We start from the raw sequence: 20,695 nt of genomic DNA, 5'->3' as shown, positions 1-20,695 counted from the left end.
GCCACGACCACCGACCGGTGACGACCACCGGCCCCGGTGGTCGTCGCGTTTCGTCGCCCTCCGTGTTCGGTCTGATGTGTTCGGCAACCGGCTGGGGGCGGCCGCGCCCGTCGGTGTAGCTTGGGACGGAGCCAGACGTCGCTGCTGATGGCGGTCGGGCGGTCCCCCAGCGGACCGGCCGAGGGAGAGAGGGCCTCCGACGGACTGCGCTGCGCGCACGCGGGCATGCCTGTGCCCTCCCCGGGCACCCTTGTGTCCGCCGCCGCGCAGAACAGCCGTACCCACCTCGACCCACACCCCGAGGAGCAGCTCTCCATGACGACTGTCGACACCCGACAGGACTTCAAGGTCGCCGATCTCTCCCTGGCCGCCTTCGGCCGCAAGGAGATCACCCTCGCCGAGCACGAGATGCCGGGCCTGATGGCGATCCGCAAGGAATACGCCGAGGCCCAGCCTCTGGCCGGCGCCCGTGTCACCGGCTCCCTGCACATGACCGTGCAGACCGCCGTCCTCATCGAGACCCTGACCGCCCTCGGCGCTCAGGTCCGCTGGGCGTCCTGCAACATCTTCTCCACCCAGGACCACGCCGCGGCCGCCATCGCCGTCGGCCCGAACGGCACGCCCGAGAACCCGCAGGGCGTCCCGGTCTTCGCCTGGAAGGGCGAGACGCTGGAGGAGTACTGGTGGTGCACCGAGCAGGCGCTGACCTGGCCGGACACCCCCACCGGCGGCCCGAACATGATCCTGGACGACGGCGGTGACGCCACTCTCCTGGTCCACAAGGGCGTCGAGTACGAGAAGGACGGCAAGGTCCCCTCGGTCGACACCGCCGAGTCCGACGAGCACCGCGTCATCCTCGAACTCCTCACCCGCACGGTGAGCGAGAGCCCGCAGAAGTGGACCCAGCTGGCGTCCGAGATCCGCGGCGTGACCGAGGAGACCACGACCGGCGTCCACCGCCTGTACGAGATGCACCGCGACGGCACCCTCCTGTTCCCGGCGATCAACGTCAACGACGCCGTCACCAAGTCGAAGTTCGACAACAAGTACGGCTGCCGCCACTCCCTGATCGACGGCCTCAACCGCGCCACCGACACCCTGATCGGCGGCAAGACCGCCGTCGTCTGCGGCTACGGCGACGTCGGCAAGGGATGTGCGGAGTCGCTGCGCGGCCAGGGCGCCCGCGTGATCATCACCGAGATCGACCCGATCTGCGCCCTGCAGGCGGCGATGGACGGCTACCAGGTCACGACGCTGGACGAGGTCGTCGACAAGGCCGACATCTTCATCACCACGACCGGCAACAAGGACATCATCATGGCCGCGGACATGGCCAAGATGAAGCACCAGGCCATCGTCGGCAACATCGGCCACTTCGACAACGAGATCGACATGGCCGGCCTCGCCGGGACCCCCGGCATCGTCAAGGACGAGATCAAGCCGCAGGTCCACACCTGGAGGTACCCCGACGGCAAGGTCCTCATCGTCCTTTCCGAGGGTCGCCTGCTGAACCTGGGCAACGCCACCGGCCACCCGTCGTTCGTGATGTCCAACTCCTTCGCGGACCAGACCCTGGCCCAGATCGAGCTGTTCACCAAGCCCGACGAGTACCCGACCGGCGTCTACGTGCTGCCCAAGTACCTGGACGAGAAGGTCGCCCGGCTGCACCTCGACGCGCTCGGCGTGAAGCTGACCACCCTCCGCCCCGAGCAGGCCGAGTACATCGGTGTGACGGTCGAGGGCCCGTACAAGTCGGACCACTACCGCTACTGATCCGACGCCCGAGGAGCCGACGCCCACCGGGCCGAGGCTCCCGCCGCGGGGAACGCGCCCGTGCACCGGCGCGCTCCCCGGCGGCAGGACCTTCCGGGACAGGCCCCCGCACCCCCGTGTCGGGGGCCTATCCCGTTGTCCGGCCAGTGACCGGGCCGGCCCGTCAAGACCCAGGACCCCCATGCCCCGCGGCCGTTATTCGCTCCACGATCCGCACGATCACACCCCCCTCGCCGAAGAACACTTCCAATGCGCCCCCGGCCCCTCCGGCTGGCGCTACGTCTCCCAGCTCACCGCCCCGTCCGGCGATCACCTGGGCTCGGTCGACCTCACCCTCGACGAACTCGGCCGCCCTCTCCGCCTCGAACTGCACGCCGCGAGCTGGCAGGTCCGCGGTGCCGCCCTCGACGGCGTCACCTGGGTCCGTACCGATCCCACCGGAACCCACGCCACCGAAGGCAATGTGCGCGCCCACGCCTTCACCGGCTCCTCACCCGCGTTCCTCATCGCCACCGCCCGTCTCCTGCGCCTCACCCCCTCCGCCCCGGCCACCCGGGTACGGCTCGTCGCCTTCACGGATCCGGTGCTCGCCCCCCTCACCGTGGACCAGTCCTGGACCTTGGTGGAAAGAGAAGCACACGCCACTGACAACGGACCCCTGACCGTGGACGCGTACCAGGTCACAGCCCTGGACACCGGTGAGCAGCACACCGTGCACCTCTCCGGGGACGTGGTCCTCGCAGCCCCCGGCATCGAACTCGAGGACCTCGAGTCACCCCCCTCGGCCCTCGACTGACCGCCTCCCGGAGACCGTTCCGAATGCGCCCTACGCCGGAGGCACGAACCCGGTCGACGGCCTCTCGGCCGCCGGTGGGGGCGACACGGGCGTGGCGGGAACGCCGGGTGTGGCGGGACCGGAGGGAACAGAAGGGTGCGAAGAACCGGCGGGGTGGGAGGGGGCAGCGGGAACGGAGGGGTATGCGGTCGGTGGAGCCGCCCGAGGGGCGGGCGGCGGGGCGTACGCATCCGCCGGTCCGGAGGCGCCGTCCGGTCCGCCTCCGATGAAGGCCGCTCCACCGGCGCCGTGCCCGAAGGCACGCCGGGCGTCCCGGGCCTGCCGCTCCTGCACCACGGCCGCCAGGTACGCCGCCGCCGGCACGCCCTGCGGCACCGGCGCTCCCGTCCGGTCCGCCAGGTCCGCCGCCAGCCGTTCCGCCATCGCGTGGCCGACCTGCGGGTCCAGCTGCCGCATCCGCGTCAGGTACTGGCGTACGGCGAGCCACAGCCCGTCCGGCACCGCGGACAGATCGAGCCCCGCGAACCGGCCGGCCAGCCAGGGCGGAGGCGGCGGTACCGAGTCCACGGGACCGACCGGCAGCCTCTCCCGAACGACGAGGGTCCCGGCGAAGACGTCTCCGAGCCGCCGCCCCCGCGACGACACGAGCGAGGCGATGCACGCGACGACGCCCATCGTCATCAGGATCTCGATCACACCTATCAGGCCCCGCACCAGCGCGTGCCGGAAACGGATCGGCCCCCCGTCGTCCCGCACCACCCGCAGCCCGCACGCCATCTTCCCGAGCGACCGTCCATGGCTGAGCGTCTCGACCGCTATCGGCACGCCCACCAGCAACAACAGAAAGACCGCGAGGGATATCGCCGTCTGAGCCGCCTGGTCCAGCGAAGCGGTGGCAGCCAGCAGCGCGATGGTCACCACGACATAGACCGTCACCGCCGCGACCAGGTCGAGCAGCACGGCCAGCGCCCTACTGGGCAGCTTCGCGGGGCGCAGCTCCAACGCCACAGCCTCGCCCGTCACCAGCTCACTCACGTCCGCCCGCCCTTCCCCTGCCCTGCCCGGAACACCGCCAGTCTGCCAAGCTGATGGCACATCGCACCGGAGTACGACCAGCCGATCATCCCGTACCGCCGAGCCGGCCGGTCCGTACGACCGAAGAGCTCGCGGCGGGAGCCGACGAACAGCCGAGGAGCAGGCACACCGATGGACCTCGACGTCTTCGTCTCCGCTCACCGCGCGGAGTGGGACCGCCTCGACGCCCTACTACGGCGCCAGCGCCGGCTGACCGGCGCCGAGGCCGACGAACTCGTCCTCCTCTACCAACGCACGGCCACCCACCTCTCGCTGATCCAGTCCGCGGCCCCCGACCCCCAGCTGACCGGAAGACTCAGCCAGCTGGTGGCACGCGCGCGGGGCGCGGTGACGGGGGCACGGCGCGCATCCTGGCGGGACGCCACGCACTTCCTCTCGCACAGCTTTCCGGCCGCCGTGTACCGGGCCCGTCACTGGTGGGTGCCCACCGCACTCCTGTCCACCGCGGTCGCGGCCCTCCTCGGCTGGTGGATCGGCACCCACCCCGAGGTCCAGGCATCCATCGCCGCACCTGCCGAGCTGCGCGAGCTCACCCGCCCCGGCGGCCAGTACGAGACGTACTACTCCAGCAACCCCGCGGCCTCGTTCGCCGCCCAGGTCTGGACGAACAACGCGTGGGTCGCCGCCCTCTGTCTGATCCTGGGCGTCTTCCTGGGCCTGCCGGTCATCTGGATCCTCTTCACGAACATGCTCAACCTGGGCGTCGGCTTCGGCCTGATGGCCTCCGCGGGTCGGCTGGACACCTTCCTCGGCCTGGTTCTGCCCCATGGCCTCCTCGAACTGACCGCGGTCTTCGTCGCCGCCGGCACCGGCCTGCGCCTCGGATGGACCCTCATCGACCCCGGACCACGGCCACGACGCAGGGCCCTCGCGGAGGAAGGCCGGGCGGCACTGGCCATGGCGATCGGTCTCGCGCTGGTCCTCTTCGTCTCCGGCGCGATCGAAGGCTTCGTCACCCCGTCCGGCCTTCCCACCTGGGCCCGCATCACCATCGGAGTCGTCGCGGAGCTGGCCTTCCTGGCCTACGTCTATGTCCTGGGCGGGCGCGCGGCTCGGGCCGGCGAGACCGGCGACCTGGAGACGGCCGAACGCAGCGCCGTCGTGCCGACGGCAGCCTGATGTGCGTGGAGCTCCGTCCAGCTGCTAGTCTCCTCTTCGCCCCGCAGGAACCGTTGACACGGACCGAGCGGGGAGGTAGATTTGAACAGTTGCCTGGAGCTGGGCTATGGTCCGCAAGGGTAAGTGTGAACATCTGACTGCTTCTCGAAACTTCAGATTTCGACGAAGCCCCTCCCGATAAATCGGAAAAATTCGACCGGCAAGTCCGGCGCGAAACTTCTGATAAAGTCGGAGTCGCCGGAAAGGGAAACGCGAAATGCGGGAACCGGGAAGGCGAACAGCCCGAGGAAATCGGATCGGAAAGATCTGATAGAGTCGGACACGCAGGACCGAAGGGAAGCGCCCGGAGGAAAGCCCGCGAGGGTGAGTACAAAGGAAGCGTCCGTTCCTTGAGAACTCAACAGCGTGCCAAAAATCAACGCCAGATATGTTGATACCCCGTCTTCGGCCAGCAGGCCGGGACGAGGTTCCTTTGAAGAACAACACAGCGAGGACGCTGTGAACGGTGGGGCCTATTCCGCCCGACCGTTCCGCTCTCGTGGTGTTCTCCCGATCACGGGAAAGCATTCACGGAGAGTTTGATCCTGGCTCAGGACGAACGCTGGCGGCGTGCTTAACACATGCAAGTCGAACGATGAAGCCCCTCGGGGTGGATTAGTGGCGAACGGGTGAGTAACACGTGGGCAATCTGCCCCTCACTTCGGGACAAGCCCTGGAAACGGGGTCTAATACCGGATGATACTTCCACTCGCATGGGTGGGGGTTGAAAGCTCCGGCGGTGAGGGATGAGCCCGCGGCCTATCAGCTTGTTGGTGAGGTAACGGCTCACCAAGGCGACGACGGGTAGCCGGCCTGAGAGGGCGACCGGCCACACTGGGACTGAGACACGGCCCAGACTCCTACGGGAGGCAGCAGTGGGGAATATTGCACAATGGGCGCAAGCCTGATGCAGCGACGCCGCGTGAGGGATGACGGCCTTCGGGTTGTAAACCTCTTTCAGCAGGGAAGAAGCGCAAGTGACGGTACCTGCAGAAGAAGCGCCGGCTAACTACGTGCCAGCAGCCGCGGTAATACGTAGGGCGCGAGCGTTGTCCGGAATTATTGGGCGTAAAGAGCTCGTAGGCGGCCTGTCGCGTCAATTGTGAAAGCCCGGGGCTTAACCCCGGGTCTGCAGTCGATACGGGCAGGCTAGAGTGTGGTAGGGGAGATCGGAATTCCTGGTGTAGCGGTGAAATGCGCAGATATCAGGAGGAACACCGGTGGCGAAGGCGGATCTCTGGGCCATTACTGACGCTGAGGAGCGAAAGCGTGGGGAGCGAACAGGATTAGATACCCTGGTAGTCCACGCCGTAAACGGTGGGCACTAGGTGTTGGCGACATTCCACGTCGTCGGTGCCGCAGCTAACGCATTAAGTGCCCCGCCTGGGGAGTACGGCCGCAAGGCTAAAACTCAAAGGAATTGACGGGGGCCCGCACAAGCAGCGGAGCATGTGGCTTAATTCGACGCAACGCGAAGAACCTTACCAAGGCTTGACATACACCGGAAACGTCTGGAGACAGGCGCCCCCTTGTGGTCGGTGTACAGGTGGTGCATGGCTGTCGTCAGCTCGTGTCGTGAGATGTTGGGTTAAGTCCCGCAACGAGCGCAACCCTTGTCCCGTGTTGCCAGCAAGCCCCTTCGGGGGTGTTGGGGACTCACGGGAGACCGCCGGGGTCAACTCGGAGGAAGGTGGGGACGACGTCAAGTCATCATGCCCCTTATGTCTTGGGCTGCACACGTGCTACAATGGCCGGTACAATGAGCTGCGATACCGCGAGGTGGAGCGAATCTCAAAAAGCCGGTCTCAGTTCGGATTGGGGTCTGCAACTCGACCCCATGAAGTCGGAGTTGCTAGTAATCGCAGATCAGCATCGCTGCGGTGAATACGTTCCCGGGCCTTGTACACACCGCCCGTCACGTCACGAAAGTCGGTAACACCCGAAGCCGGTGGCCCAACCCCCTCGTGGGGAGGGAGCCGTCGAAGGTGGGACTGGCGATTGGGACGAAGTCGTAACAAGGTAGCCGTACCGGAAGGTGCGGCTGGATCACCTCCTTTCTAAGGAGCATCTAGCTGCCGCAAGGCGGCCAGAGCCACTACGCCGGCACCTGTCCGGCGGTGGTCAGCTCATGGGTGGAACGTTGATTAGTCGGCACTCTCGACCGTCTGCTCTTTCCAGTACGGCCCCCCGGGGCATGGAACGAACGAGCAGCGCGGCAGGGAGCGCCGGGCACGCTGTTGGGTGTCTGAGGGCACGGCCGTATCGGCTGCCTTCAGTGCCGACCCCGGTAAAAATCCGCTCCGGCGGGTTGTGACGGGTGGTTGGTCGTTGTTTGAGAACTGCACAGTGGACGCGAGCATCTGTGGCCAAGTTTTTAAGGGCGCACGGTGGATGCCTTGGCACCAGGAACCGATGAAGGACGTGGGAGGCCACGATAGTCCCCGGGGAGTCGTCAACCAGACTTTGATCCGGGGGTGTCCGAATGGGGAAACCCGGCAGTCGTCATGGGCTGTCACCCATACCTGAACACATAGGGTATGCGGAGGGAACGCGGGGAAGTGAAACATCTCAGTACCCGCAGGAAGAGAAAACAACCGTGATTCCGGGAGTAGTGGCGAGCGAAACCGGATGAGGCCAAACCGCAGGCGTGTGAGACCCGGCAGGGGTTGCGCATGCGGGGTTGTGGGATCTCTTATTTCATGGTCTGCCGGCCATGAGGCGAGTCAGAAACCGTTGATGTAGGCGAAGGACATGCGAAAGGTCCGGCGCAGAGGGTAAGACCCCCGTAGCCGAAACGTCAACGGCTCGTTGAAGAGACACCCAAGTAGCACGGGGCCCGAGAAATCCCGTGTGAATCCGGCGGGACCACCCGTCAAGCCTAAATATTCCCTGGTGACCGATAGCGGATAGTACCGTGAGGGAATGGTGAAAAGTACCCCGGGAGGGGAGTGAAATAGTACCTGAAACCGTGTGCCTACAAGCCGTGGGAGCGTCGCGTCGGATGACTTGTCATCCGGCGTCGTGACTGCGTGCCTTTTGAAGAATGAGCCTGCGAGTTTGCGGTGTGTTGCGAGGTTAACCCGTGTGGGGAAGCCGTAGCGAAAGCGAGTCCGAACAGGGCGACGCAGTAGCATGCCCAAGACCCGAAGCGGAGTGATCTAGCCATGGGCAGGTTGAAGCGGAGGTAAGACTTCGTGGAGGACCGAACCCACCAGGGTTGAAAACCTGGGGGATGACCTGTGGTTAGGGGTGAAAGGCCAATCAAACTCCGTGATAGCTGGTTCTCCCCGAAATGCATTTAGGTGCAGCGTCGCGTGTTTCTTGCCGGAGGTAGAGCACTGGATAGGCGATGGGCCCTACCGGGTTACTGACCTTAGCCAAACTCCGAATGCCGGCAAGTGAGAACGCGGCAGTGAGACTGTGGGGGATAAGCTCCATGGTCGAGAGGGAAACAGCCCAGAGCATCGACTAAGGCCCCCAAGCGTACGCTAAGTGGGAAAGGATGTGGAGTCGCACAGACAACCAGGAGGTTGGCTTAGAAGCAGCCACCCTTGAAAGAGTGCGTAATAGCTCACTGGTCTAGTGATTCCGCGCCGACAATGTAGCGGGGCTCAAGCGTACCGCCGAAGTCGTGTCATTGCAGCTATAGGGCCAACGCCCGCTGTGATGGGTAGGGGAGCGTCGTCTGCCGGGTGAAGCCGCGCCGGAAGGCAGTGGTGGACGGTTGACGAGTGAGAATGCAGGCATGAGTAGCGATACACACGTGAGAAACGTGTGCGCCGATTGACCAAGGGTTCCTGGGTCAAGCTGATCTGCCCAGGGTAAGTCGGGACCTAAGGCGAGGCCGACAGGCGTAGTCGATGGATAACCGGTTGATATTCCGGTACCCGCTGTGAAGCGTCAAACATTGAATCGGGCGATGCTAAGTCCGTGAAGCCGTTCCGGACCCTTCGGGGAAAGGAAAGTGGTGGAGCCGACGAACCCAACCCGTAGTAGGTGAGTGATGGGGTGACGCAGGAAGGTAGTCCAGCCCGGGCGGTGGTTGTCCCGGGGTAAGGGTGTAGCCCGTCATCCAGGTAAATCCGGATGGCATAAGGGTGAGACCCGATGCCGAGCCGATTGTGGCGAAGTGGATGATCCTATGCTGTCGAGAAAAGCCTCTAGCGAGTTTCATGGCGGCCCGTACCCTAAACCGACTCAGGTGGTCAGGTAGAGAATACCGAGGCGTTCGGGTGAACTATGGTTAAGGAACTCGGCAAAATGCCCCCGTAACTTCGGGAGAAGGGGGGCCATGTCCGGTGATGAGGTTTTCCCTCTGAGCTGGGTGTGGCCGCAGAGACCAGCGAGAAGCGACTGTTTACTAAAAACACAGGTCCGTGCGAAGCCGTAAGGCGATGTATACGGACTGACGCCTGCCCGGTGCTGGAACGTTAAGGGGACCGGTTAGTCACTCTTCGGGGTGGCGAAGCTGAGAACTTAAGCGCCAGTAAACGGCGGTGGTAACTATAACCATCCTAAGGTAGCGAAATTCCTTGTCGGGTAAGTTCCGACCTGCACGAATGGCGTAACGACTTCTCGACTGTCTCAACCATAGGCCCGGTGAAATTGCACTACGAGTAAAGATGCTCGTTTCGCGCAGCAGGACGGAAAGACCCCGGGACCTTTACTACAGTTTGATATTGGTGTTCGGTTCGGCTTGTGTAGGATAGCTGGGAGACTTTGAAACTCGGACGCCAGTTCGGGTGGAGTCGTCGTTGAAATACCAGTCTGGTCGTGCTGGATGTCTAACCTGGGTCCGTGATCCGGATCAGGGACAGTGTCTGATGGGTAGTTTAACTGGGGCGGTTGCCTCCTAAAGAGTAACGGAGGCGCCCAAAGGTTCCCTCAGCCTGGTTGGTAATCAGGTGTTGAGTGTAAGTGCACAAGGGAGCTTGACTGTGAGACCGACGGGTCGAGCAGGGACGAAAGTCGGGACTAGTGATCCGGCGGTGGCTTGTGGAAGCGCCGTCGCTCAACGGATAAAAGGTACCCCGGGGATAACAGGCTGATCTTCCCCAAGAGTCCATATCGACGGGATGGTTTGGCACCTCGATGTCGGCTCGTCGCATCCTGGGGCTGGAGTCGGTCCCAAGGGTTGGGCTGTTCGCCCATTAAAGCGGTACGCGAGCTGGGTTTAGAACGTCGTGAGACAGTTCGGTCCCTATCCGCTGCGCGCGCAGGAGTCTTGAGAAGGGCTGTCCCTAGTACGAGAGGACCGGGACGGACGAACCTCTGGTGTGCCAGTTGTCCTGCCAAGGGCATGGCTGGTTGGCTACGTTCGGGAGGGATAACCGCTGAAAGCATCTAAGCGGGAAGCCTGCTTCGAGATGAGGACTCCCACCCACTTGATGGGGTAAGGCTCCCAGTAGACGACTGGGTTGATAGGCCGGATATGGAAGCACGGTAACGTGTGGAGTTGACCGGTACTAATAGGCCGAGGGCTTGTCCTCAGTTGCTCGCGTCCACTGTGTTGGTTCTGAAACCACGAACGACCCCATGTGCCACACATGGTGCGGTTGTCTGTTTCATAGTGTTTCGGTGGTCATAGCGTAGGGGAAACGCCCGGTTACATTCCGAACCCGGAAGCTAAGCCTTATTGCGCCGATGGTACTGCAGGGGGGACCCTGTGGGAGAGTAGGACGCCGCCGAACAATTCTTGCAGAGAAAGCCCCGTGCCAATGGCACGGGGCTTTCTGCATTCTTGGGGGCCTTAGGTCCCTTTCTTTTTCTTTCTGTTCTTCTCTCTCAGACCGCGTTTGAGATCTGCCGTGTTGGTTGTTGAGCTTGTTGTGAGCAGTACTGGGAGTGGGTATCCGTCGGCCCTGACGGATGAACAGTGGGCGCGCTGGTCGAGCCGTTGCTGCCGCCGGCGAGGGTGGGCCCGAAGGGTGGGCGGCGGGAAAGCATCCGCGGCGACGGATCGTGGATGCGATCTTCTACGTGGTGCGGACCGGCTGCGCTTGGCGTCAGCTTCCGAAGGACTTCGCGCCGTGGCCCACGGTGTACTGGTACTTCACCGGAGGTGTAGCCGAGTATGGCCTGCATCGTGGCGAGGGTGACCAGTTCGGCATAGCTCAGGCGGGGCGTAATGCCGACCGGCGGGCGCCACGGCGCCAGGTTGGGATGCTCCTTCAGCATGTCGTCGGTCGTCCATAGAGTGCTGTCGAGAGGGTGTCCACGTCGTTCGTCACAAAACGATCTTGGACACCCTCGTTCTCGTCTCCGCAGGCACCCCTTGGACCACACACCACCAGGAGGAACCAGTGTCATACCCGCAACTGCCCACCCCCGAGGAGAAGCTCGCCGACGCGAAGAAGCTGTTGAGCCTCCCGCGTATCGTCGTGATCTGCGGCTCCACCCGCTTCATGACCGAGATGAACGAGGCCGATCTGCGGGAGACCAAAGCCGGAAAGATTGTCGTCAAACCGGGCTGTGACATGAAGTCGCCGCACGAACTTTGGTCCGATCCTGTCGAGGCCGAGGCGCTGAAGGTTCGACTCGACGATCTGCACCGGGCGAAGATCCGGCTCGCTGATGAGGTGTTCGTAGTCGGCGACTACATCGGAGACAGCACCCGAGCCGAAATCGCCTACGCCCGGTCGCTGGGCAAGCCCGTGCGGTTCACGCACCCCGAAGTCGACCCTGACGCCTGACCGCCCGCTGCCACCTCGACAACCAGGGCCGGCAGCTCGCCGCCTGACCGTCTCGCGGTGGCTTCGGCCGCCGCCCACCCCACACCCTCCGCAGGCATCCCTTGGAATTGATCATCTAGCCTCCGGCCGGGGGTACCCCCAACGCCCGGCTCGCCGCCGGCTTCGGAATCGGTATCGCCCCCGTCTACTGCGACATACACGAGGCGATCACCGTCCTGGCCGCTCTTGCCCCACCCTGGAAGAAGCCGTAGCCGCCGCTTCCGCCAAGGCATTCGTCATCCTCGACGGCGCACTGCTGCCCATCGACCGGATCGCCGCCGACCGCCCGTACTGCTCCGGCAAACACAAATGCCATGGCATGAACGTGCAGGTGATCACCGACCCCTTCGGCCGCCCGATCTGGGCCTCGCCCGCCCTGTCTGGCGCCACCCACGACCTCACCGCCGCGCCCGCACACACCAGATCATCGAGGCCCTGGCCGAGGCGGACATCAAGTAGTTCGCGGACAAGGACTACCAGGGCGCGGGTGGCACCGCGGTCGTCCCCTTCCGTGGCAAGCACCGGAACCTCTCCACCGGCAAGCAGGCGGTCAACGTCGTCCACGCCAAGATCCGAGCTGTCGGCGAGCAGGCCATGGCCACCATCAAAGGCTGGCGACTGCTGCGCAAGCTGCGCTGCAGTACCACCTGGATCACCGATATCGTCAAGGCCGTCCTCGCCCTTCACCTCGCCTCAGTGCTTGTTTCTGGTCCTTGCGTGACAAGGTGAGAGCGTGCGGCTCGCGTCGGGGTTAGCCTGACAGCGCCTGCTCGTTCAGCCTGGTGAGGAGAGTAAGTGCCCAGTCTGATCAACTCGGTTGATGTGCGTCCGCGTGTGTCCTACAGGACCATCCAGGTCGGCCCCATCTTCTTCGAAGAATCACCGGCGGAAGACGCTATTGTCCAGATCCCTGGAGACGGCTGGAGTCTTACGTCCAGCGACAACGACTTTTACCCCATGGTGCGCTTGGAAGTCTGGGACGGACCCGCGCGTGAGCCGACAGGTTCCTGGGATTACGAGCGGGTTTTCCGTTCCCCACTGGGAGAGCGTCTGTGCGTCGTCGACTTGGGTGGCGTTGTCTACGGCGAGATCGCTCTTCGGCCGGGGCGTTATCAGCTGCGGTTGCTCTGTCGGGGCCGGGATCACGTGGAAGCCCTTGTTGCGCTCGACCCCTTCCCACCGCAGGGGCCTCACGAAGATCCCCTCGAGGTGTGGGTCGCTCAGATGTGGCCTGACGACTGAGACACAGCGTGAGGTTGGAAAAGGCTCACGGTCTGCCAGGGCGGAAAGTCGTGCGGTAGCTGCCGCCATGCACAGCCGGTCCGCACCACGTAGAAGATCGCATCCAGGATTCGGCGGCGCGGGTGCTTCTCGTGCCGTCCGCCCTTCGGTCCCGTCCGTGGTGGCGGGAGCAGTTGCTCCACCAACGTCCACTGCGCATCGGTCAGGTCCGACGGATACTCTCCACTACCGGTCACTACAGGTTCAACGGCCGCTTCCGCCATGGGACACGGCAGATCTCAAACGCCCTCTCAGAGGCGTCCGGCTGCCTTCAAGGCGAGGTAGGCGTCTGCCAGGGCCGGTGCCAGGTTGTCCGGGGTCGCTTCGACGACCGTGACGCCATGGCGGCGGAGTTGTTCCGCGGTGCGGTCGCGTTCGGTCTGGGCCTGGGCTGCTGCCGCTGCCTCGTACACCGCGTCGGCGTTTCCGCGGGCCTTGGACATCTGGGCCAGGTGCGGGTCGGCGACCGAGGCGAGCAGGACCGTGTGGCGCTGGGTGAGCTGGGCCAGCACGGGAAGCAGGCCCTCCTCGATGGGGGCCGCGTCGAGCGTCGTGAACAGGACGATCAGGGAGCGGCGAGGGGCTGTGCGCAGGGCCGTGGACGTGAGGCTTCGGGCGTCGGTCTCGACGAGCTCCGGTTCGAGGGTGGCCATGGCGTTGACCAGGGAAGGGAGGACGTCCCCTGCCGAGCGGCCCTGTACGAGGGCGCGGAGGCGGCGGTCGTGGGCGAGGAGGTCGACGCGGTCGCCGGCCCGGGAGGCGAGGGCCGCGAGGAGCAGCGCCGCGTCCATGGAGGCGTCCAGGCGGGGGACGTCGCCGACCCGGCCCGCGGAGGTGCGGCCGGTGTCGAGCACCAGCAGGATGTGCCGGTCGCGCTCGGGGCGCCACGTACGTACCGCCACGGCGGACTGGCGGGCCGTGGCACGCCAGTCGATGGAGCGGGTGTCGTCACCGGGGACGTACGCGCGCAGGCTGTCGAACTCCGTGCCTTCGCCGCGGGTGAGAACGCTGGTGCGGCCGTCCAGTTCGCGCAGACGGGCCAGCTTGGACGGCAGGTGCTTGCGGCTGGTGAACGGCGGCAGCACACGGACCGTCCAGGGGATCACGTGGGTGCCCTGGCGGGCGAACAGGCCGAGCGGACCGTAGGACCGGACGGTGACGCGGTCGGCCCGGCGGTCGCCCCGGCGGGTCGGGCGCAGCCGGGTGGTGATGCGGCGGCGCTCCCCCGCGGGGACCGTGAGACGGTGCCGGGAGGCCGTCACCTCGGTGCCCGGCTGCCAGCTGCTGGGGGGCCAGGCGTCACGGATACGGGCCCGGAGCGGGCGACGGGACGTGTTGGTGACCGTCAGGGTGATGTCGGCGGTGTCGCCCAGTCGTACCGAGGTGTCGCCGGAGCGGCTGAGGCCGAGCCGGCGCACGGGGGCGGCCAGGGCGAAGTCGCAGGCACAGGCCACCGCCAGGGGGGCGTTGACGGCGAGGAGACCCGTCCAGCCAGGTTCCCAGAGGCCGACGGGGAGAGAGCCGAGTGCCGCCAGGAGGGCGGCGCGTCCGGTGAGGGCCATCAGCGGGGGACGGGGACGTGGGTGAGGAGCGCGTTGATGACCGAGTCGGTCGTGACGCCTTCCATCTCGGCCTCCGGCCGGAGCTGTACGCGGTGGCGGAGGGTGGGGAGGGCGAGGGCCTTCACGTCGTCGGGGATGACGTAGTCGCGTCCCGTCAGCCAGGCCCAGGCGCGGGCGGTGGACAGGAGAGCGGTGGCTCCTCGGGGGGAGACGCCGAGGGAGAGGGACGGTGACTCGCGCGTGGCGCGGCAGATGTCGACGACGTAGGCCGTGATCTCGGGGGAGACCGTCGTCTTCGCGACCGCGGCGCGGGCCGTTTCCAGGTCGGCGGCGGTCGCGACGGGGCGTACGCCGGCGGCGCGCAGGTCCTGGGGGTTGAAGCCCTCGGTGTGGCGGGTGAGGACGTCGATCTCGTCCTGCCGGGAGGGCAGCGGGATCGTGAGTTTGAGGAGGAAGCGGTCGAGCTGGGCTTCGGGGAGGGGGTAGGTGCCCTCGTACTCCACGGGGTTCTGGGTGGCGGCGACCAGGAAGGGGTCGGGGAGGGGGCGGGGGGTGCCGTCGACGGTGACCTGGTGCTCCTCCATGGCCTCCAGAAGAGATGCCTGGGTCTTCGGGGGCGTGCGGTTGATCTCGTCCGCGAGGAGGAGGTTGGTGAAGACCGGGCCGGGCTGGAAGGAGAACTCGGAGGTGCGGGCGTCGTAGACCAGGGAGCCGGTGACATCGCTCGGCATCAGGTCGGGGGTGAACTGGACGCGCTTGGTGTCGAGGTCCAGGGCCGCGGCGAGGGTGCGGACGAGCAGGGTCTTGGCGACACCGGGGACGCCTTCGAGGAGGACGTGCCCGCGGCACAGCAGGGCGACGGCGAGGCCGGTGACAGCGGGGTCCTGGCCGACCACGGCTTTGGCGATCTCGGCGCGCAGGGCCTCCAGGGAGGCACGGGCGGCAGCCGGGTCCCCGGTGTGCGCGGCGTTGTCAGTGGTCGGGTCCATCATGGACGGCGTACCTCTCTTTCGAGGGCGTCGAGTCGGTCGGCGAGGGCTGTCAGGGCTGCGTCGTCGCCGGGTGGCGGGCCGAACAGGAGATCGTGCAGGGACTGCCCGTCGTCGTGGAGCTGGGTGGACAGGGCGGGAAGCAGGGTCTCGGGCGTGTGTGCCTGGGACACGGGGACGCCCACGAGGGGGGCGAGGCGCGTGCGGGTGGTGGAGCGGAGAGCGGCGGCCGCGCGGTCGCGGGCGTTCGCCTTGCGGTAGAGGCGGGAGCGGCCTTCGACGGTTTCGGAGGCGCGGATCGCGACGGGGAGCCTTTCGGGCACGAGCGGGCCGAGCCGGCGTGCCCGCCACAGGGCGGTCAGGGCCGCCGCGACGAAGAGCTGCGCGGTGCCCCAGACCCAGCCGGAGGGGATCAGGTCGAAGAAGCCGCGTTCGCCTTCTTCGGAAGCGGCGGAGGCATCGGCGAGGGAGGGGAGGTACCAGACCAGATGAGGGTGGGAACCGAGGAGCTGGAGGGCGAGCGAGGCATTGCCGTGCTCGTCGAGGCGGTCGTTGAGGAGGATGTCGGGGGCGCCGAGGAGGACCGTGTCGCCGGCCCCGGAGGCCGCCGGGACGCGCACGAGGGTGGCCAGGCGCTCGCTGGGGTAGCACTTGTCGGCGTCGAGGTGGGTGGTGGTGTAGCGGATGCCGCCCGTGTCGGCGGAGCCCGCGCTGCGGGCGGCGGGCAGGGTGCAGACCGGGTCGAGGGTGGAGCCGAAGCTGGTGGCCGGATCGGCGACGACGCCCGGGGCGAGCCGGTCGACGGACGCGCTGCCGGAGGAGACCAGGACGGTGCGGCCGCCGGATTCGGCGAAGGCGGAGTGCAGCCGCGACTGCTGGCGGTGCGTCAGGAGGTCGGGGACGGCGACCAGGAGGGTCGTGTCGGGTTTCGCGGCGGCCGACGCCTCTTCCAGGGTGGTGACCACGCGCGTGTCCACACCGCGGTCGGCCAGGAGTTCGGCGACCGCGCGGCTGCCGAGGGGGTCGGCGGAGCGCGGGTCGAGTTCGCCGTGCTGGGCCCCGGAGCGGACCACGGCGATGACCACGGCCGCCACGACCAGCAGCACGAGCGCGAGGACGACACCTCGCGCGCGGGTCCACACCTGGCGTGCGGTGGGCGAGGCCGAGGTGGAGGGGAGCGGTACCTCGGTCGTCATCCGGCGGCTCCCTGGCGGGCGTTGTCGTCCGTGGCGCTGTCGCTGTGGTTCCGGCCACCGGCGGAGGTGCTCACGAGCCGGGGTTTGGTCCGTTCCAGGTCGCGGTCGAGTTCGGTGATCTGCCGGTACGACTCTTCCGACGCGGTGCGGCCGCCGTATGTCACGTCGTCGAAGCTCCGGGCCGCGGTGTGCAGCCGGCCGGTGTGGGCGGGCAGGGCGCGGCCGGCCTCCGCGGCGGCCTCGTCGGCGGTGCGGCCGGGGTGGAGGTCGAGCAGAGTGCGTTCCTCCAGAGCGCGGACGACGGCGCGCATGCGTTCCTGGACGGCCTGGTTCCAGTGGCCCTGGACGGCGTGGGCCTCGGCGGCCGCGCGGTGTTCGGCGGCGCTGCGGGGGCGGTCGTCGAACAGGACGGGAGTGGAGGACGGCCCGCGGCGCGGGGTCCCCAGGCGCCACCACAGGGCCCCCAGGACGGCGAGCACGGCGACGACGATGACGATCAGTCCGAGCGCACCGCCGGGTGTCGCGGTGGAGGCGGCGTCGAACAGCTTGCCGACCCATTCCCAGAAGGCGTCCAGGGCCCGCTGGAACCAGCTGGGGTCGTTCTCGTGGTACATCTGCTTGGACAGTTCGCGCCGGGCCGCCTCCCGCGCGGGGTCACGCGGGATGGTGACGGGCGGCTCGCCGTCACCGAGCGGTAGGGCCCGGACGGCGCTGCCGGCGGCTTCGGGCAGTGTCTGCGCCGATATGAGCACGGTCAGTGCTCCCCCCGCGATGTACACCCTCTCAGCTCCCCGGGACGGTGCCGGGCCCGTAGCCCTGGACACCGGCGGCGCGGCCCAGTTCGAGGTCGAGGGCCTCGCGGCGGATGCGCTGGTCGATGTAGAGGAGCACCGTGACGCCGGCCTGGATCGGGTACGTGATCATGGCCCCGACGACCGCGCCGATACCGGTGATGATGAGGAACGTCCAGCCGATGTCCCCGCCGGCGCTGTTGAGGAAACCGGTGATGCCGTCGCCGGTGAAGGCCGCGGCGATGAAGGTGAAGGGGATGACGATGATCGACGCGACGAAGCCCGCGATGATCCCCGCGAGCAGCTGGATGCCGAAGATCCGCCACCAGGAGCCGCGCACCAGCTTCGCGGAACGGCTCATCGCCTTCAGGACGCCCTGCTTCTCCAGCATCAGCGTCGCGGAGGCCAGCGAGTAGCGGATCATCAGCCACAGGGCGACGATGCCGGCGCCGAGGATGCCCAGGACGCTGAGCACCACCGCGCCCGCACCGCCGACCGTGGCGGCCATGACGATGCCCGGCACCGCGCCCACCAGGACGACGGCCACGGTGATGAGGATCAGCAGGCAGATCAGGCCGAACAGCCTCAGGACCTGGGGACGGGCGTCGCGCCAGGCCTCGGCGGCGGTGACCGACGTGCCGAGTACGGCGCGGCTGGTGACGGTGGTGAGCAGGGCGGTGGCGGCGACGGTGCCGATCAGGCCGACGACGTAGACGACCCCGGTGTTGATCAGGGAGTCGCCCATGGCGGCGGTCAGCTCGTCGAAGGTGGCGCTCCGGTCGTTGAGGGCCGCGGAGCTGGGGCTGTCCAGGAAGAAGCCCTGGAGGAGGACGATGACGATCTCGGTGAGGACGGCGACGGTCAGTGCGATGCCGAGGACCGTGCGCCAGTGGGTGCGCATGGTGGAGACCGCGCCGTCGAGGATCTCGCCCACGCCGAGCGGGCGGAGCGGGATCACACCGGGCTTGGCCGCGGGCGGGGGCCCGCCCCAGCCTCCTCCCCAGGACCCGTACCCGCCGTAGCCGCTGTATCCCCCGGGACCGCCGTAACCGGGACCGCCGTAACCGGGACCGCCGTAACCGGGTCCGCCGGGGGGCGGGGCGCCCCAGCCCGGCGGAGGCGGTGGGGGAGTCCGGCCGGGGTCCGCTGCGCCGGGCCGGTCGGTGGGCGCGGACCACTGGCTCGGCGGCTGCTCCTTCGACCAGCCCGGCCCCTGCGGGGCGGACTGCTCGGGGTTCGGGCGCTCTGCGGGCTCGGCAGGCCCGGACGCACCCGGTCCCTGCCCTTCGGAGGGGGCGGATCCGGGCGAAGCCCAGCCCGGAGTGTCGTTCATCGTCGCTCCTTCACGGTGCCCGTCCGCGGTCGCGGCGGCAGGTTCGCTGCCATCGTGCCATGGGGTGTTCCTCAACGGACCTGTCGGACCGGCCGAGGTGAGGACTGTGCCTTCAATTGTCCGCGCTCCAGGGGGCAGACTGACCGCATGGCTGATCAGTACGCGCAAAGCGACGACCGCAAGCCGCTGACCGACATCCCGGTGATCCGCTGGGAGGAGCCACCGGAAGGACCCGTCCTGGTGCTGCTCGACCAGACCAGGCTGCCGGTCGAGGAGGTGGAGCTCGTCTGCACGGACGCCCCCGCGCTCGTGGAGGCGATCCGTTCGCTCGCCGTGCGCGGTGCGCCACTGCTGGGCATCGCCGGGGCGTACGGCGTCGCCCTCGCCGCCGTACGGGGCTTCGACGTGAACGACGCCGCCGCCGCGCTGGAGGGTGCCCGGCCCACCGCGGTGAACCTTGGGGTGGGGGTGCGCCGGGCTCTGAGTGCCCATCAGGGTGTTCTCGCCCGTGGTGGCGGTCTCCCGGAGGCGGCCGGGGCCGCGCTGGCCGCGGCGCGGCAGCTGCACCGCGAGGACGCCGAGGCCAGTGCCCGGATGGCCCGGCACGGGCTGGCACTGCTGGACGAGCTGATGCCCGGCGGCGGGCACCGGATCCTCACCCACTGCAACACCGGTTCGCTGGTGTCGGGCGGCGAGGGCACGGCGTTCGCGGTGGCGCTGGCCGCGCACCGGGCGGGCAGGCTCAGGCGGCTGTGGGTGGACGAAACACGTCCGTTGCTGCAAGGTGCTCGCCTGACGGCATACGAGGCCGCCCGCAGCGGAATGGCGTACACGCTGCTCACCGACAGTGCGGCGGGATCGCTGTTCGCGGCGGGCGAGGTGGACGCGGTACTGATAGGGGCGGACCGCATCGCGGCCGACGGCTCGGTGGCGAACAAGGTGGGGAGCTATCCGCTCGCCGTGCTCGCGCGGTACCACCACGTGCCGTTCATAGTGGTGGCACCGGTGACGACGGTCGATGCCCGCACACCGGACGGGGCCTCCATCGAGGTCGAGCAGCGCCCCGGCCATGAAGTGACCGAGGTCACGGCACCGCAGGTGCCGATGGCCGGAACCGAAGCGGGAGGCGGGATTCTTGTGGCACCCCTGGGGACCCAGGCGTACAACCCGGCGTTCGACGTGACACCACCGGAATTGGTCACGGCGATCGTCACGGAGGAAGGTGCCGTCTCACCCGTGACGGCAGAGGCCCTGGCCGCACTGTGTGCCAGGTCACGCCAGGTCACGAATAGCTAATGGGATGATGTCGTTTATGAAGGGACGAGTCCTTGTCGTCGACGACGACACCGCACTGGCCGAGATGCTCGGCATTGTGCTGCGTGGTGAAGGTTTTGAGCCGTCTTTCGTAGCCGACGGCGACAAGGCGCTGGCCGCTTTCCGTGAGGCCAAGCCCGATCTGGTGCTGCTGGATCTGATGCTGCCGGGCCGGGACGGCATCGAGGTGTGCCGCCTGATCAGGGCGGAGTCCGGGGTGCCGATCGTGATGCTCACGGCGAAGAGCGACACCGTCGATGTCGTGGTCGGGCTGGAGTCCGGCGCCGACGACTACATCGTCAAGCCGTTCAAGCCGAAGGAGCTGGTCGCCCGGATCCGGGCGCGGCTGCGCAGGTCGGAGGAGCCGGCGCCGGAACAGCTCGCCATCGGCGACCTGGTGATCGACGTGGCCGGGCACTCCGTGAAGCGGGAGGGGCAGTCGATCGCGCTGACCCCGCTGGAGTTCGACCTGCTGGTCGCGCTGGCCCGCAAGCCCTGGCAGGTGTTCACGCGTGAGGTGCTCCTCGAGCAGGTCTGGGGATACCGCCACGCGGCCGACACCCGGCTGGTGAACGTCCATGTCCAGCGGCTGCGCTCCAAGGTCGAGAAGGACCCGGAGAAGCCGGAGATCGTGGTGACCGTCCGTGGCGTCGGCTACAAGGCAGGACCGAGCTGA

At 67.2% G+C, this 20,695-nt stretch carries 14 protein-coding genes, 3 rRNA genes and 2 pseudogenes; 12 read left to right on the top strand and 7 right to left on the bottom strand.

The genetic code is table 11. The features are described 5' to 3' along the window. Window positions 1–315 precede the first annotated feature (315 nt). Entirely contained in the window at window positions 316–1,773 is a 1,458-nt protein-coding gene (gene ahcY / locus OHB56_RS17255) for an adenosylhomocysteinase (protein ID WP_055628619.1), read from the top strand. A 181-nt stretch (window positions 1,774–1,954) separates the two neighbouring features. After that, the gene (locus OHB56_RS17250; RefSeq protein WP_406354273.1) at window positions 1,955–2,569 is read left to right on the top strand and encodes a hypothetical protein; all 615 of its coding nucleotides are present in this window, start codon (window positions 1,955–1,957) and stop codon (window positions 2,567–2,569) included. 30 nt (window positions 2,570–2,599) lie between these two features. Here OHB56_RS17250 and OHB56_RS17245 read toward each other — a convergent pair whose 3' ends face one another. Beyond that, window positions 2,600–3,604: an RDD family protein gene (locus OHB56_RS17245; protein ID WP_406354271.1), complete on the bottom strand. Its 1,005-nt coding sequence runs from the start codon at window positions 3,602–3,604 to the stop codon at window positions 2,600–2,602. A gap of 171 nt (window positions 3,605–3,775) precedes the next feature. On the opposite strand from OHB56_RS17245, the gene OHB56_RS17240 reads away from it, so the two are divergent. The 8 genes and pseudogenes from OHB56_RS17240 (at window position 3,776) to OHB56_RS17205 (ending at window position 12,795) form a co-directional block, all read left to right on the top strand. Further along, window positions 3,776–4,783, top strand: coding sequence for a stage II sporulation protein M (locus tag OHB56_RS17240; RefSeq protein ID WP_406354269.1), 1,008 nt, complete (start codon window positions 3,776–3,778; stop codon window positions 4,781–4,783). A gap of 566 nt (window positions 4,784–5,349) precedes the next feature. After that, a 16S ribosomal RNA gene (locus OHB56_RS17235) occupies window positions 5,350–6,879 on the top strand. Between the two features lie 307 nt (window positions 6,880–7,186). Continuing rightward, window positions 7,187–10,311 (top strand): 23S ribosomal RNA (locus tag OHB56_RS17230). An 84-nt stretch (window positions 10,312–10,395) separates the two neighbouring features. After that, a 5S ribosomal RNA gene (rrf, locus tag OHB56_RS17225) occupies window positions 10,396–10,512 on the top strand. Together the 16S, 23S and 5S rRNA genes form the textbook arrangement of a ribosomal RNA operon. A gap of 178 nt (window positions 10,513–10,690) precedes the next feature. Next, window positions 10,691–11,017 carry a transposase gene (locus tag OHB56_RS17220; RefSeq protein ID WP_406354267.1) on the top strand — a complete coding sequence of 109 codons (327 nt, stop codon included), beginning with the start codon at window positions 10,691–10,693 and terminating at the stop codon, window positions 11,015–11,017. Between the two features lie 107 nt (window positions 11,018–11,124). Next, entirely contained in the window at window positions 11,125–11,514 is a 390-nt protein-coding gene (locus OHB56_RS17215; RefSeq protein WP_406354265.1) for a hypothetical protein, read from the top strand. A gap of 131 nt (window positions 11,515–11,645) precedes the next feature. Further along, a pseudogene (locus OHB56_RS17210) lies at window positions 11,646–12,282 on the top strand (transposase family protein); the annotation flags it as partial. Window positions 12,283–12,348: 66 nt separating this feature from the next. Further along, window positions 12,349–12,795 carry a hypothetical protein gene (locus tag OHB56_RS17205; RefSeq protein ID WP_406354263.1) on the top strand — a complete coding sequence of 149 codons (447 nt, stop codon included), beginning with the start codon at window positions 12,349–12,351 and terminating at the stop codon, window positions 12,793–12,795. A gap of 26 nt (window positions 12,796–12,821) precedes the next feature. On the opposite strand, the pseudogene OHB56_RS17200 reads toward OHB56_RS17205, so the two are convergent. The 6 genes and pseudogenes from OHB56_RS17200 to OHB56_RS17175 form a co-directional block, all read right to left on the bottom strand. Continuing rightward, window positions 12,822–13,058: pseudogene (locus OHB56_RS17200) on the bottom strand (transposase); the annotation flags it as partial. A 27-nt stretch (window positions 13,059–13,085) separates the two neighbouring features. After that, window positions 13,086–14,396 carry a DUF58 domain-containing protein gene (locus tag OHB56_RS17195; RefSeq protein WP_326753059.1) on the bottom strand — a complete coding sequence of 437 codons (1,311 nt, stop codon included), beginning with the start codon at window positions 14,394–14,396 and terminating at the stop codon, window positions 13,086–13,088. Then, window positions 14,396–15,385: a MoxR family ATPase gene (locus OHB56_RS17190; protein WP_326757020.1), complete on the bottom strand. Its 990-nt coding sequence runs from the start codon at window positions 15,383–15,385 to the stop codon at window positions 14,396–14,398. Before OHB56_RS17190 ends, OHB56_RS17195 begins: the two co-directional genes overlap by 1 nt. Next, a complete protein-coding gene (locus OHB56_RS17185; RefSeq protein WP_406354261.1) occupies window positions 15,385–16,581 on the bottom strand; it encodes a DUF4350 domain-containing protein in 1,197 nt (398 codons plus the stop codon). The genes OHB56_RS17190 and OHB56_RS17185 overlap by 1 nt, the downstream gene beginning before the upstream one ends. After that, window positions 16,578–17,360 carry a DUF4129 domain-containing protein gene (locus OHB56_RS17180; RefSeq protein ID WP_406354259.1) on the bottom strand — a complete coding sequence of 261 codons (783 nt, stop codon included), beginning with the start codon at window positions 17,358–17,360 and terminating at the stop codon, window positions 16,578–16,580. Before OHB56_RS17180 ends, OHB56_RS17185 begins: the two co-directional genes overlap by 4 nt. Window positions 17,361–17,364: 4 nt before the next feature. Beyond that, entirely contained in the window at window positions 17,365–18,705 is a 1,341-nt protein-coding gene (locus OHB56_RS17175; protein ID WP_326753057.1) for a hypothetical protein, read from the bottom strand. Between the two features lie 147 nt (window positions 18,706–18,852). Between OHB56_RS17175 and mtnA the strand changes: the two genes are divergently transcribed. Together mtnA and mtrA are read left to right on the top strand one after the other, a co-directional pair. Next, window positions 18,853–20,001, top strand: a complete 1,149-nt coding sequence (gene mtnA, locus OHB56_RS17170; RefSeq protein WP_326753056.1) for an S-methyl-5-thioribose-1-phosphate isomerase — start codon at window positions 18,853–18,855, stop codon at window positions 19,999–20,001. A 4-nt stretch (window positions 20,002–20,005) separates the two neighbouring features. Continuing rightward, window positions 20,006–20,695 carry a two-component system response regulator MtrA gene (gene mtrA / locus OHB56_RS17165; protein ID WP_193478414.1) on the top strand — a complete coding sequence of 230 codons (690 nt, stop codon included), beginning with the start codon at window positions 20,006–20,008 and terminating at the stop codon, window positions 20,693–20,695.

It is taken from the genome of Streptomyces sp. NBC_01635 (assembly GCF_045209715.1).
Lineage (GTDB): Bacteria > Actinomycetota > Actinomycetes > Streptomycetales > Streptomycetaceae > Streptomyces > Streptomyces hirsutus.
The sequence above is the reverse complement of the archived record's forward strand: the minus strand, read 5'-3'. Positions and strand labels throughout refer to the sequence as shown.